Source organism: Blautia argi (assembly GCF_003287895.1).
Taxonomy (GTDB): Bacteria; Bacillota; Clostridia; order Lachnospirales; family Lachnospiraceae; genus Blautia; species Blautia argi.
The window spans coordinates 958685-972595 of the sequence record NZ_CP030280.1; the positions used below are offsets into that span (position 1 = coordinate 958685).

At 34.6% G+C, this 13911-nt stretch carries 13 protein-coding genes; 12 read left to right on the plus strand and 1 reads right to left on the minus strand.

The annotated features are described in order from the left end of the window. Window positions 1-2 precede the first annotated feature (2 nt). From DQQ01_RS17240 to DQQ01_RS04795, 12 genes are all read left to right on the plus strand, one after another. Window positions 3-863, plus strand: coding sequence for an oligosaccharide flippase family protein (locus DQQ01_RS17240; protein WP_330407649.1), 861 nt, complete (start codon window positions 3-5; stop codon window positions 861-863). Then, window positions 860-1474, plus strand: coding sequence for an MATE family efflux transporter (locus tag DQQ01_RS17245; protein ID WP_330407650.1), 615 nt, complete (start codon window positions 860-862; stop codon window positions 1472-1474). The genes DQQ01_RS17240 and DQQ01_RS17245 overlap by 4 nt, the downstream gene beginning before the upstream one ends. 12 nt (window positions 1475-1486) lie before the next feature. After that, window positions 1487-2896, plus strand: a complete 1410-nt coding sequence (locus DQQ01_RS04750) for a sugar transferase (RefSeq protein ID WP_111918835.1) — start codon at window positions 1487-1489, stop codon at window positions 2894-2896. A 14-nt stretch (window positions 2897-2910) separates the two neighbouring features. Then, entirely contained in the window at window positions 2911-4095 is a 1185-nt protein-coding gene (gene cps2T / locus DQQ01_RS04755) for a beta 1-4 rhamnosyltransferase Cps2T (RefSeq protein WP_111918837.1), read from the plus strand. 9 nt (window positions 4096-4104) lie between these two features. Further along, on the plus strand, window positions 4105-4902 hold the full coding sequence (locus tag DQQ01_RS04760) for a glycosyltransferase (protein ID WP_111918839.1): 798 nt from the start codon (window positions 4105-4107) through the stop codon (window positions 4900-4902). After that, window positions 4871-5254, plus strand: coding sequence for a glycosyltransferase (locus tag DQQ01_RS04765; RefSeq protein ID WP_111918840.1), 384 nt, complete (start codon window positions 4871-4873; stop codon window positions 5252-5254). The genes DQQ01_RS04760 and DQQ01_RS04765 overlap by 32 nt, the downstream gene beginning before the upstream one ends. A gap of 51 nt (window positions 5255-5305) precedes the next feature. Then, window positions 5306-6262, plus strand: a complete 957-nt coding sequence (locus DQQ01_RS04770) for a glycosyltransferase family 2 protein (RefSeq protein WP_111918841.1) — start codon at window positions 5306-5308, stop codon at window positions 6260-6262. Between the two features lie 7 nt (window positions 6263-6269). After that, a complete protein-coding gene (locus DQQ01_RS04775; protein ID WP_111918843.1) occupies window positions 6270-7307 on the plus strand; it encodes a glycosyltransferase in 1038 nt (345 codons plus the stop codon). Between the two features lie 12 nt (window positions 7308-7319). Beyond that, window positions 7320-8498, plus strand: a complete 1179-nt coding sequence (locus DQQ01_RS04780) for a glycosyltransferase (RefSeq protein WP_111918845.1) — start codon at window positions 7320-7322, stop codon at window positions 8496-8498. Window positions 8499-8743: 245 nt separating this feature from the next. Continuing rightward, window positions 8744-9553 carry a glycosyltransferase gene (locus DQQ01_RS04785; protein ID WP_162624242.1) on the plus strand — a complete coding sequence of 270 codons (810 nt, stop codon included), beginning with the start codon at window positions 8744-8746 and terminating at the stop codon, window positions 9551-9553. A gap of 8 nt (window positions 9554-9561) precedes the next feature. After that, complete coding sequence (locus tag DQQ01_RS04790; RefSeq protein WP_111918849.1) at window positions 9562-10782, plus strand: hypothetical protein; 1221 nt, start codon at window positions 9562-9564, stop codon at window positions 10780-10782. Next, entirely contained in the window at window positions 10757-12103 is a 1347-nt protein-coding gene (locus tag DQQ01_RS04795; RefSeq protein WP_111918851.1) for a hypothetical protein, read from the plus strand. The genes DQQ01_RS04790 and DQQ01_RS04795 overlap by 26 nt, the downstream gene beginning before the upstream one ends. A gap of 54 nt (window positions 12104-12157) precedes the next feature. Here DQQ01_RS04795 and DQQ01_RS04800 read toward each other — a convergent pair whose 3' ends face one another. After that, window positions 12158-13891: a hypothetical protein gene (locus tag DQQ01_RS04800; RefSeq protein ID WP_111918853.1), complete on the minus strand. Its 1734-nt coding sequence runs from the start codon at window positions 13889-13891 to the stop codon at window positions 12158-12160. Window positions 13892-13911 lie beyond the last annotated feature (20 nt).

The following is a 13911-nucleotide window of genomic DNA, read 5'->3' on the forward strand; positions in this document are numbered from 1 at the left end:
ATATGAAGACACATTCTATTAAATTCAATTTTATTATGAATGCTTTGCTGACTTTATCGTCTGTTATTTTTCCTATTATTACATTCCCATACATATCGAGAGTGTTAGGAGTAAGAGGAAGCGGAGATGTAGCGGCAGCATTATCAACAGTTTCCTACTTTACGATGTTTGCTTCATTGGGAGTGCCTACATATGGTATTCGAGCTTGTGCACGGGTAAGAGACGATAAAGCAAAGTTATCGCAGACCGTCCAGGAACTTTTGATCATTAATGCAGTAACAACAGCAGCTATATATCTGATTTTTTTTGGCTGTCTTGCAGTTGTACCAAAATTCAATGGGCAGAAAGAGCTCTTAATGGTAGTCAGTATATCTATTATATTAAACACCATGGGAATGCAATGGTTGTATAATGCACTGGAACAGTATAGTTATATTACAGTCTGTTCGTTGAGTTTTAAGGTTTTGGGAATCATATTGATGTTCGCCATGATTCATTCACCTGATGATTATTTAAAATATGGGGCAATTAGTGCAATTTCCAGCTACGGATCTGGCATTATGAATTTTATTAATATGAGAAAATATGTGTCATTAAAAAAGACAGAATTTTACGATTTTAAAAGACACATGAAACCGCTGTTTACATTTTTCTTTATGTCTGCAGCAACCAGTATTTATTTGAATCTGGACATGGTTATGCTCTGGCTGATGAAGACAAATTGGGATACTGGTATCTATAATGCAGCAATTAAAATTAAGACGGTGTTGGTAAACTTAGTTACCTCTCTGGGCACAGTTTTGCTTCCAAGAATGTCTTTTTACATAGAAAAAGGAGAGCAGGAAGCCTTTAAGATACTGTGACAAAAGCTTTTCGGTTTGTTACAGTAGCAGCAACAGGAATGATGATTTTCTTTATGATTTTTGCAAAAGAATCCATTCTGATTTTATCAGGAGATGCATTTTTACCGGCAATTTTGCCTATGCAGCTGCTAATGATAACACTTTTGCTTATTGGACTGTCTAATATTACAGGGATGCAGATTCTTACCCCTATGGGGCAGGAGGATAAAGTATTGAAGTCAATCGTAGCCGGAGCAGTTGTGGATTTTACATTGAATCTGGTATTGATTCCCAGATATGCGTCTACAGGAGCTGCATTTGCAACAGTTATGGCAGAAACTATAGTTGTGATTGTACAATTCATATATTTAAGAGATATATTGAAAGGATTATTGAAGAATATCCAGTATTTCAAAATTATAGCAGCACTAATTTTAGGAAGCGCGGGGGCTATTTTGTTAAAAGTAAATATGAATTTTGATGGAAGCTCCACCTTTATGCGTTTAGTAATTATGGCAGCGGAGGCAATCGTATTTTTTGCTCTTTATGGAGGAAGCCTTCTTTTGATGAAAGAGCCTTTGATTATGGAAATGAAGGAAATGGGGATTAATATGCTGAAAAGAAAAAAATAGAGGAGGAAAAATATGTATCAGACAGAGAAAAGCAGCTGGTGGAAACACTGGGATTTTATTGTCTTAGATATTATATGTCTTCAGATCGCCTATGTGATTTCTTTTATGATTAGACATGGGTGGATTTTTCCTTATAAATTGGAAGCATATAAAGATTTGGGAGTTATTTTGGCCCTGATAGAATTATGTGCAGGATTCTTTTTAGAAAGTTATAAAGATGTTATCAGAAGAGGATATTTTGAAGAGGCAAAAAGAGTTGTATTGCAGATTACAGTAGTTCTGGGTATTGTGATTGCAAGTTTGTTTATGACAAAGTCTTCTGAGGTTTTTTCCAGAGCAGTTTTTTTAAGACTCTGGATACTTGCTATAATGATTACATATATGGGAAGAGTCTTATTAAAATTGTGGGTTAGAAAAGTCTTAAGGAATAAAGAAAAATTGCAGAAATTGATTCTTGTTTCTACAGGGCGGGAAGTAAAAACAACCATTGAAGAGCTGGAAAAACAAAAGTATAAAAATTACTATATTAGCGGGATTATATTATTAGAGAAAACAGATATAGAAAAAATATTAGGAATTCCGGTGATTTCCTGTGGAGAAGATGCAATTTTGGGGATTCAAAACAGTATTGTAGATGAAGTGTTTCTGGATTGCAGCACACGAAATCCTTTAGTAAAGAGAATTCTGTCTGCCTGCAGGGAGATGGGATTGACAACACATTATAATCTGGGAAACAATGATATGCTTTCTGAAACATCCATGGTGGAAAATTTTGGTGGATTTGCTGTTCTTACCTCCAGTATTAAATTTGCAGACTCCAGACAGCTGTTTCTTAAGAGGCTGATGGATATCGCAGGTGGAATTATTGGAATGATATTAACCGGAATTTTAACCATTATTCTTGCTCCTATTATTTATATCCAGAGTCCTGGACCTGTGTTCTTTTCTCAGGAAAGAGTAGGACGGAATGGAAGAAAATTTAAGATTTACAAATTCCGTTCTATGTATCCAGATGCAGAAGAGCGAAAAAAAGAACTGATGGAAAAAAATAAAATGCAGGGACTGATGTTTAAAATGGACGATGATCCCAGAATTATTCCGATTGGAAAATTTATTCGAAAAACATCACTGGACGAGTTCCCACAGTTTTTCAATGTATTGAAAGGCGATATGAGCCTGGTAGGAACCAGACCGCCCACAGTAGACGAATATGAACAGTATGAAACACACCATAGAGTTCGTCTGGCTGCAAAACCAGGATTAACAGGAATGTGGCAGGTCAGTGGAAGAAGTGATATTGTGGATTTTGAAGAAGTAGTAGCCTTAGATAAAAAATATATTGAAGAGTGGAATATAGGATTGGATATCAGAATTCTTTTGGAAACAGTAAAAGTAGTTTTGACTGGAAAAGGGTCTGTGTAAAGGGAGAAAAAAAGATGGAAAATAAGAAAAAACATGTGTTTATTATCGGTTCTAAAGGAATCCCCGCACAATATGGCGGATTTGAATCTTTTGTGGAGAATCTGACAAAATATAGAAAAGATAAAGAAATACAATATTATGTATCTTGTATTCCCACAAAAGAAGTGTATGATACAATGCCCAGGACTTTTAAATATAATGATGCAAACTGTTTTTATGTAACACCGAGAAATATCGGACCGGCAAAAGCTGTTGTTTATGATATTGAGGCATTGAGGTATTGTATTCGCTATATTAGAAAGAAAGGATTAGAAGATGTAATTATCTATATTTTAGCATGCAGAATAGGACCGTTTATTGGCTATTATAAAAAACAGTTGCAAAAGCTGGGAGTTACTTTGTATGTAAATCCGGACGGACATGAGTGGAAACGGGCAAAATGGAGTCTTCCTGTAAGAAAATACTGGAAAATATCTGAAAAATATATGGTAAAACATGCAGATTTGCTCATCTGCGACAGTAAGAATATAGAAAAATATATACAGGAAGATTACAGAAAATTTCAGCCAAAGACCACTTTTATTGCATATGGTTCGGAAACCAAGCAATCCAAATTAGAAGATCAGGATAAAAAATGGATATCCTGGTGCCGGGAAAAACAGGTAAAACCGGGCAAGTATTATTTGGTAGTGGGAAGATTTGTACCGGAAAATAATTATGAAACTATGGTCAGAGAATTTATGTGTTCTAAAACGGATAAAGATTTTGTGATTATCACAGGCGTGGAACATAATAAATTTTATCAGAAGTTAAAAGAAACTACTCATTTTGATAAAGATAAAAGAATCAAGTTTGTGGGAACCGTATATGACAGTGAATTATTGAAGAAAATACGTGAAAATGCGTATGGTTATTTTCATGGACATGAAGTTGGCGGTACAAACCCCAGTTTGTTAGAAGCTCTTGGGAGTACAAAGCTGAATTTACTTCTGGATGTGGGATTTAACAGAGAAGTAGGAGAAGATGGCGCTTTATACTGGAGCAAGGAAATAGGAAATCTGGCAAAAGTAATAGAAGAGGCAGATAAGATGAAAGAGCAGGAAATCCTAGAACTGGAGAAAAAAGCAAAAGAAAGAGTTGAACAGGAATATAGTTGGGATATTATTGTGGACAGATATGAGAAAGTGTTTAAAAGGTAGATAGAATAGATGAAAATATTAGTTGTACATAATCTTCACAGAACCGGTTCTGCCAGTGGAGATGATCAGGTATTTAAAAATGAAACAAAGCTATTGCAGCAAAAGGGGATAGAGGTTATCCCCTATACTGTTATTAATGATAAATTTGATCAGGCTGGGGCAGTCGGGAAAATATTAATGACACTTGGCATGATGTGGTCATTTGAAAATTATAAAAAAATAGAAGAACTTATAAAACGTGAGAAGCCGGATATTATGCATGTGCATACTTTTTTTCCACTGCTTTCTCCGTCTATTTTGTATGCAGCAAAGAAATATCAGGTAAAAGTAGTGGCGACGCTGCATGACACCAGATTTATCTGTCCTTGCGCAACGTCTTTAAGGAATGGAAAAATATGTAATCTTTGCGGCGATGGAAAATATTTCAGAATGGTCAAGTATGGCTGTTTTAAAAATTCCAGGTTTATGTCTTTAGTAGTGGCAACTATTTTTAAATATCATAGGATCAAAAAATCCTTTTATAAACAAATTGATAAATATATTTGTCTGAATGACGAGCAGATTGAATTGCTGGAGAATATTGGTTTTGATAAAGAGAAAATTGTCAAAAAATACAACTTTGTATCCGACGCAGGACTCTCTGTAGCAGAAATACCAAAAAACTATACGCTTCCTGAACATTTTGCCGTATTTTACGGGAGAATAGGGGAAGAAAAAGGCATTCGGATACTTCAAAAGGTTTGGGATACAATCGAAGATATTCCCCCTCGTAGTGATGGGCGGGGGACCATTAGAAGAAGAGTTTAGAGTGTGGGCAGACAAGAAAGCAAATGTATTTTATCTTGGGTATGTACCTCATGAGGTGTGTATGGCTATAGCAGAGAGAGCAGATTTTGCTCTGATGCCCTCTATTTGGTATGAAGGCTGCTCCATGGTGGCAATAGAAACAGAAAGTCTGGGAATTCCTTTAATTACAACAGACATTGGTTTTTTCAAAGAGGCGATTCAAAACGGAAAGAATGGAATAAAAATCCCTTTGGGTGATATTCAGGGCTTCAGAGAAGCTATAATGAATTTTTGGGAAAATCCTGAAAAAGTGCAGGAAATGGGACAAAATGCCAGGACTGATTATGAAAAAAAAATATGTACCCGAAGATAATGTGAAACAGTTATTAGAAATATATGTCGGGGTACTGGGGGAAGACGGAAAATGGAGCAAATAGAAAAAGATTTGATAAGTGTTATCATACCTGTATATAATGCAGAAAAAGAACTGGGAAGATGTATAGAAAGTATTTTAAAACAAAGCTATATAAATTTGCAGATTCTTATAATAGATGATGGTTCAGAGGATAGCTCCCTTTCCATTGCCAGAAGTTATGAGAAAGAAGACAATCGAATCTTTGTTTTTCATCAGATGAACCAAGGGGTATCGTCTGCCCGAAATCTGGGGATTGAAAAGGCAGAAGGGAAATATCTGGTTTTTGTAGATGGCGATGACTTTATAAGCGATGATATGATAGAACGCTTGTTTCTAAATATGGCGAGAGAAGAACAAATTGATGTTTCTATATGCAATTATAAAAGAAATGGTTTACAGGAAAATGAAATAGAAGGGGAATGCGAAGTTCTAAACAAAGAAGAGGCTATCTGCAGGCTTTTTTATCGTGATTCTTATCAGGGCTTTCTGTGCAATAAGATGTTTCGGACAGAGGTGATCAAAGGAGAAAGACTGTTGCTGAATCCTGAGATTTCTATATGTGAAGACTTGTTGTTTTGTTCTCTGTACTTTTCGCATATAAGAAAAGCTGTATATGATTCCAGGGTTTGTTATTTCTATGAGGAAACAGGCTTTGGCGCGACCAGATCAGATCAGTATAATCCGCGAAGATATACTATGTTGAAATCCTTTGATGAGATAGAAAAAGCATGGGATACTTTTGCTAGCGAAAGAATAAAGAAAGCTGCATATAACTATTTGGCAACTGTATGTATGCTGTTATTTAAAATGACAGTAAAATATCATAAAGAGGCAGATAAAAATGCTATGAATCAGATCATCGGCCACCTGAAAAAGACTGGCTGGTATTATCTGAACTCAGAATGGCAGACAAAATTTAAGATTGCATATGTTCCTTTAAAACTGGTGAGTTATTTTAGAAAGTGATGAAAGTATGACAAACGAAAACAAACGAAACAAACTAATTCTGGTGTTGGATCGGGAAGAATATATACAAAAGGAAAAAAAAATAAAAGAATATCTTCAGGAAAATTATGCAGATATTGAAGTGGTATATACGACTTATGAAAATAAATTAATTCGTCGTGTGAGAAGCTGGAAATTTATAGGAAAGGCACTTCAGCATCTTTTATATTGGGGATTGTCCTATCAGTTTGCAGGCAAAATTTATAAAAAAGCAGAAAATTGTGATGTATTATGTATTAATCCTATTGTTGCAATTTTTCTGGGAAATAAGAATAAAAAGAAAAAATATAACCTGACTATGTGTGGATTTCTGTTCGAAGAAAAGAAAAACAAACTTTATTATAATATGAGAAAAAAGTTTACTTTAAAAGCAATGGAAGGCATGAATCGGATTGTAGTGTATGGTTCTCGGGAAGTAAACTATTACAGTGAACTTTTTGGGGTGAAAAATAAATTTTATTTTGTACCTTTTGGTATGGATTATTTTGAAAACCAGCAATATTATGGGAAACTGCCGGAAGAATATCTTTTCTCAGGCGGCGGAAGCAACAGAGATTATAAGACGCTGTTAGATGCCTATGAAATTATGAAAGATAATCAAAAGCTGCCATTATGTATAGCAACAAATCCTTTATTACTTCCAGATAAGCTGCCAAAACATGTGAAATTGATTTCTGATGTGGTTGTGGAAAATTTTGGAATGGTTTTGGGAAAGGCCAAATGTTTGATTTTATCTTTAAAAAACATAGAATTGTCTGCGGGTCATATGGTTATGCTTCAGGCATTGGCAGAAAATGTTCCTGTGATTGTAAACAGAATCAGTGCGGTAGAGGACTATGTAACGGAAAAAGAAGTTCTTTTTTTTGAGAGCGGAAATTCCCAGGATCTGGCTGAAAAAATAGACAGCTTCCTGTCAGGAAAATGGAAACCTGAACATACCAGAGCATTTTATGAAAGAAATTATACTTTCAGTGCTATGCTTAAGAGAATTGTTGAGTTGGAGTAAAGAGGGCAGAATATGATAAAGGTATTAATATTAACCAATTCTTTTGCTATAGGGGGAACAGAAGCAGCCTTAAACTCTCTTCTTAAAATGATGAACCCGGAAGAATATCAGATTACAGTTTTGGCGATTACAAAGGAAGGACCGCTGTTAAAAGAAGTACCTGGAACCGTTAAGATCAAACAACTTTTATTTACGAAAAGCAAGTACAGAATTTTTGTCAGTGGGAGAAAGGAAAAAACAGACAGTATAAAAACATTGGCTGCAAAGATTGAAAAAAAATATTATTATTTTAAATATAAGCAGAATGCAGAAAAAAATCATCTTTATGAAAAAATATTGGAGTATACATCTCCTCTTGAAGGAGAATATGATTTGCTGTTGGACTTTCATGGATATGGTTATTTTTTGACTGCATATGGAGCAGAGTGCATAAAAGCAAAGAAAAAGGCTATGTGGATTCATGATGAAAATATTTGGTGGCTGTATAAAGTAGTAAGCTACCTTGGAAAATATGATAAAATATTCTGTGTTTCTCAGGCAGTGAAGACAAGCCTTTTGAAAAACTTCCCTGAGTACAAAGAAAAAGCGGAAGTTTTTTATAATGTGACAGATACAGAGAGAATCAAAAGAATGGCGGATGATGCATTAAATGATGAGAGATACAGAGGAAATCGGAAAATTCTTACCATAGGGAGAATGGAGGAACAAAAGGGGTATGATGTAGCAATTGAAGCAGCAGAAATATTGAAAAATCGAAACATAGCGTTTCAATGGTTTTTTATGGGGGACGGAAATCTCAGACAGGAACTTGAAAAATTTGTAAAAAAGAAAGGGCTTGAAAAAAATATTATTTTTTTAGGTAAAAAATCGAATCCGTATCCCTATATAAAGAATTGCAATCTTTATGTTCAGCCATCCAGACATGAGGGGTATGCAACAACCATTTTTGAGGCAAGAGTTTTGAAAAAAATAATCGTGGCATCTGATATTCCCAGCAACCGAGAGCAGATCAAAACAGGAATCAACGGATATTTGGAGATATTGAAGGGAGAAGCCTTTGCTGAGAGAATAGAAGGGATTCTTCAGGGAAAGGAACACACAGAAAAAATAATAGGAAATCTGGAAAATGAAAATCTGGATTTTGCAGGAGAAATGAAGAAATTAGACAAGCTGTTAAAGGAAAGGAAGTAGGTATGGCCAGGTTTTTATTACATTTAGATATAGGGGAAGATTTTCATGCAGGCTCAAAGGCAATGAAAGACTGTGAAACAGTTTTAACAAAAAAGAATTATAGACTGCTGAGAATTCATCGCTGTGAGAAAGCAAAGGGGATCTTAGGCAAGATTCAGAATGAGCTGCAATTTTTTAAATTTTTTTCCTTGAAAAAAGAAGATACTTTAGTAGTTCAGCATCCACTGTATATTGGAACGCGATATATGAAATGGATGCACAACGCAAAAAAATGGAAAGGCTATAAAGTCATATTTATTATACATGACCTGGAATCTCTGAGAAAGATGTTTAAAGAGTTTGGAGAGTTATTTCAAAAGCTGGATCACCTTATGTACGAAACAGGCGATGTGTTTATTGTACATAATTCCAAAATGGCAGAGTATCTTATAGAACAAAATGGAGTAGACAGAAAGAAGATAGTATGTCTGGAAGTATTCGATTATTTGACAGATGCAAAACCGGAACCAGAAAAAGAAAAGGAAGCTGCAGATATTGTGATTGCCGGAAATCTGGACGAAAAGAAATCAGGATATATATACGGACTGGCACAAGTATGTCCGAACCTGAAAATAAATCTTTATGGAATTCATTATAAGTCAGAAAAGACAGTAGAAAATCTTCAGCATCAGGGCGCATATCCTCCAGACATTCTTCCGGGCAAGATGTCTGGAAAGTTTGGTTTAGTATGGGACGGACAGAAAACAGAAACCTGTGCCGGTTCTACGGGAGAATATGTCAAGTACAATAATCCGCATAAAGTATCTTTATATATTGCATCAGAGAAACCTATTCTGATATGGAAAGAAGCGGCATTAGCCGGATTTGTGGAAGAAAACAAGATAGGGATTTCTATTGAAAATCTGGCAGACCTGGAAGCGGTTCTTGGAAGAATCACAGAAGAACAGTATGCAGATATGAAAGAAAATATCAGAAAAATGGCAGAAGCCGTAAGAACCGGAGACTTTATGAGAAGGGCAATTGAAAAAGCAGAACAAATACAGAGTCAGGGATAGGAAGATAAATGGAAGAAAAGATTATTAGAAGAGAAAAGATAGAAGAGATTTTAGAAAATCTATATTTAATGGTTTTTGCTGCATACATTGCATTTTTTTTTCTGGGAACAACCATGTTTCAGATAACATGGCCGGAACATTTTTATACAGATTTATATACAGCGCTCACGGGATTTATTTTAGTCCGTCTTGCATATTCAAAAAGGTGTAAGATTCAGGATATAGTATTTATTCTAGGCTTATATGTTCTTTTTGAAATGGCGTTTAAAAGAAACGGGTATGAAGAATATATTTATCTTTTAGTGCTTATGATAGGGGCAAAAGATATTTCCTTTAGAAAAATTATCAAAGTATATACAGCCATGATATTGGTATTACTGCTTGGAACTGTTATCTGTTCCCTTACAGGGCATGTAGAGAACCTGAGTTATATTCAGGAAGGAAGAAGAACACGGTATGCTTTCGGTATTAATTATCCTACAGATTTTTCTGCACATATTTTTTATTTGATTTTGTGCTGGGGATTTTTAAGGGGGAAGAGAATTACTTATATAGAATTAGGAGTTTTTGGCCTTTTAGGAGGAGTTGTATACTGGTTTTGTGACGCGCGACTGAACACGATATGTATATTGGGTAGTGCAGTGATTTTTGCTGTTCATAAATGCTTGGAAAACAGCGCTGAAAAGAAGGGAAAATCATATCATATGCATAGAGGGATTTCTGCACTGCTTATGGGATCCGGAACAATCTGTGCAGCTGTTATGATTTGGCTGACCATGCTGTATTCTCCGGATAATGCAGTCATATCATTTCTTGATAGAGCTTTGAGCAGCAGGCTGAGGCTGGGTAAGAAAGGAATTGATATTTTCGGATTTACGCTGTGGGGACAGGATATTCCTATGATAGGACTGGGAAGCACCACAGAAGATGTAGATTACTATTTCTTTTTGGATAGTTCTTATCTGTATATACTGCTTCAGTTCGGACTGTTGATGCTAATTGTACTTTTATTTGTCTGGCTGTGTATAGGAATTAAAAGTTATAGAAATCACCAGTGGGTATTGTTATGGATTATTGCCCTTGTTGCAGTTCAGTGTATGGTAGAACATCATATGGTAAGTATTGCATATAACCCGTTTTGGTTGGTATTGCTGGCAGATTTATCTATAAAAGGGACAACGAGAAAAAGCAGGAGGCTGGAAGATGAAAATACAATGGAACGACTATAAAAAACATAGTTATATCATAGGTGTTGGTATTTTTTTTCTGTTCTTTCTACTGATTTTGGGAGGGAGTATTGCTGGGTATAAAATTCTGGCTTCCAGAGAGCAGGTGGTGAATGATATCCAGACAGCGGAGTTACAGAAGGAATCAAATGTAGAAGGCATTACAGATACAGAAAATATTGTAAAATATTTTTTTCAGGCAGTAGAAAATCAAGATTTGGATAAGGCATTGAGAGGATTTCCTATTGATGAATTGGGGACAAAGGCAGATGTGATAAAACTATTGGAAAATCAGAAAACAGTTTCTAATGATACTATGATAGCACCAGCAAAACAGTATGCAGACTACTTTCCTCTGGCATCGGCTGAACTGACTGTTTACTATACGCAAATGTTCGAAGATTTTGCAGAAGAGTACCAAAAAGCAGGAGGAGGAAAAGTTACAGGTGTAGAATATGCACAGGCATCAGAGCAGTTGAAACCTTCTTATGAGGTAAAAAAACAGAATATCTGCGAAAGTACAGGAGCTGAAGCTGTATGTGAAATGCAGGTGAATCTTAAGAATGATGAGGGAAATTATATATCAGGAATTACATTAGCGAAATACTATGGATACTGGAAAGTATTAAAGGTTACTTCCGGATTGACAGGGACATCAGAGGAGGCTTATTTCCTGGCTTCTGAATCCAGTACAGAAGAAAGCTCTGATAAAAGTACAATTAATAAGTTAGAAAAAAAATTGTATGATAAGAATTATAAAACAGAATACAAGCAAAGAGAAAAAAATAAGAAAAAAATCGAAAATTTGCTTGATACAGAAGAAGTGGTTCTTCCGGCAAATTACAGAGTCAGCAATAATGCCTATGGAGAAAATCCCAGAGATTTAATGGAAGGATTCATAAAAAACATTGAAAAAGGAGATGTCAGTACTGTTATGAATTATTACTGCACAGATGTATTGCAGGAGGGAGATTCACTGACAGCAGAGAAAATTCAGCAGCAGGGAGCAGCAGCAAAGAATATTCAATATTTTTATTATACAATTCTGAACAAAGGAAAAGAACTCACAGGAACTTTGGGAGAAATAGGGAAGACAGCCGATCAGATTGTCACACAGATCAACCCACAAAACATGTTTTATCTTGATTTGATGAAGGTCGTGGAATGGAATCAGGAATCCTGCACAGGCTATTTTTGGCTGGCTAAGAAAATTTATGCTGTAGATTTTAAATTAAAAGAAAGTGAAAATGGCTGGCAGATTGAGAAAATAAAAGATGTTAAAGTCGTTAGTCAGGAAGAGTATGATGAAAAAACAAAAGGATAGATAAAATAGTAGAAGGAGAATAATTTTAGTCCAAGAATTCTCCTTCTACTATTTTTATGGATTACTAGCAGAATAATCAGATAAAGTACTTTGAACTGGAACAAATAAGTAAAAATAAGCGCCAGTAGCAATATTACAAAATTTTGATCTATCAATAGGCTCTTCTAAAAGATGAATGACGTAGTAATCACCTTCTGCAGAATCTAAATCGTCATAAGTAATACGTTTAATATTTTTTTCAGGAAGAAGGAACTGAATACGTTCGGCATTCCAATTATCTCCATAAAAATTTTCATTATAAATAAAATATATAGGATAATTATTATCTGTTTCCCGAATGGCAGAAGTAATATTAGTTAATTCTGATGCGGCTTTTTGCCAAACCATAACCCAGTTTTCAAATACATTATTAGCAGATAAAACCCAAAAGATAATACAGGGGATAAATGCTAAAAAACGAATATATTTTACTTTAATTATATTTTTAAATATAATTATAATACTTCCTAAAGTCAGTGGGACGATTACTGCATACCGGACCATGAACAGATCTGTTTTTATATTATAAAATAAGCTAGTCCCTACACTCATAGCTCCTAAATAGTCACTGCCCTCGTGGAGATAATCTTTAATAAAAAAAGCTATGAGGAACATGAATATAGTAAAAGCAGGAATGTATTTCCAAGAAATTTTGGTGTTTAGTAAAAATAAAATGCCAAATAGAAGGAAGGGACCAACGAGAAATTCTGTATAACGTCCATATAAAATGGCATCGATTCGTAAGGTTTTTACTGAAAATACTGTATTAATTCCTAATGTAAAAAGAAGACTAAGCAGGCAAAACATACCTAAGAGTAAATTTCGCGAATGTTTTCTTGAGTTTCTTATAAAATAAAACATTCCAAAAACAAAAATTAAGCAAGAAGAAGAAACAAGGTAAAACAGTTTACTCAAAAAACCCTTTGTAGCATATAAAAAAGTTTCAAAATCTGTTAAAATAGAAAAAATTTTATGAAACTGCCCACTGTATTCATTGGCTTTTGCCAAATCAGCAGATACAAAAGACCAAACATTGCTTTTAAAGTCAGTTTTTATTAATATTGCAAGTAGAAAACAAATTACAAAGGGAATAGAAAAATAAAATAAATTTGTTAAAGATATTTTTTTGGACACTTTGCATATAAGTAGACTGAGAATTAAAGCAATTAAAACACCTACAGTACGTTGATGAACAGTGTACATATATATACTGACTACAGCAGTTGAAACAAAGTATAAGGGTTTGGGATTTCTTTCAATTTGTAAAATTAAATAGAAAAGAATCCAAAAGCAAAGGTATAAAAGAGCTTCCGTCCATGTGAAATGAGCTTGTAAAAGATTGTTGCTATAAAGAGCAGGAATCATACAAATCAAAGCAAGCATGGAGGGTGATAGATTCTCAACAAGTTGTTTAGCACATTTATAAGATATTAGATAACTGAAAATATAAAAAAAAGCATTTAAAATAAGAGCAAGCTGATACATGAGGCTTGGAGAATCTAATATAAAAAAGGGCGTTAGTAATAAACTATATCCATAGGAGTAATATGGAGACATAGAGGCAACCCCAGACCAATCATATCCAAAAAGATGAGCAGCGTTTGCCCAATATCCAAATTCGTCATTAAGCACAGAAGGTTGAATTAAATCTGAAATTCTGTATGTTGACAGAAAAAAAATGACGATACTACAAATAAACAGAAGACAATATGGAGAGAGTAAAAACTTTTTGATATTTATACGTTGCATGAAAATACTCCTTTGATTTT

Bases quoted from the DNA above. Each gene is read 5' to 3' on its own strand.
- DQQ01_RS04775 (WP_111918843.1), top strand. From the start codon at position 6,270: ATGACAAACGAAAACAAACGAAACAAACTAATTCTGGTGTTGGATCGG.
- DQQ01_RS04760 (WP_111918839.1), top strand. From the start codon at position 4,105: ATGAAAATATTAGTTGTACATAATCTTCACAGAACCGGTTCTGCCAGT.
- DQQ01_RS04780 (WP_111918845.1), top strand. From the start codon at position 7,320: ATGATAAAGGTATTAATATTAACCAATTCTTTTGCTATAGGGGGAACA.
- DQQ01_RS04790 (WP_111918849.1), top strand. From the start codon at position 9,562: ATGGAAGAAAAGATTATTAGAAGAGAAAAGATAGAAGAGATTTTAGAA.
- DQQ01_RS04765 (WP_111918840.1), top strand. From the start codon at position 4,871: ATGGGCGGGGGACCATTAGAAGAAGAGTTTAGAGTGTGGGCAGACAAG.
- cps2T (WP_111918837.1), top strand. From the start codon at position 2,911: ATGGAAAATAAGAAAAAACATGTGTTTATTATCGGTTCTAAAGGAATC.
- DQQ01_RS04785 (WP_162624242.1), top strand. From the start codon at position 8,744: ATGAAATGGATGCACAACGCAAAAAAATGGAAAGGCTATAAAGTCATA.
- DQQ01_RS04795 (WP_111918851.1), top strand. From the start codon at position 10,757: ATGAAAATACAATGGAACGACTATAAAAAACATAGTTATATCATAGGT.
- DQQ01_RS04800 (WP_111918853.1), bottom strand. From the start codon at position 13,891: ATGCAACGTATAAATATCAAAAAGTTTTTACTCTCTCCATATTGTCTT.
- DQQ01_RS17240 (WP_330407649.1), top strand. From the start codon at position 3: ATGAAGACACATTCTATTAAATTCAATTTTATTATGAATGCTTTGCTG.
- DQQ01_RS04750 (WP_111918835.1), top strand. From the start codon at position 1,487: ATGTATCAGACAGAGAAAAGCAGCTGGTGGAAACACTGGGATTTTATT.
- DQQ01_RS04770 (WP_111918841.1), top strand. From the start codon at position 5,306: ATGGAGCAAATAGAAAAAGATTTGATAAGTGTTATCATACCTGTATAT.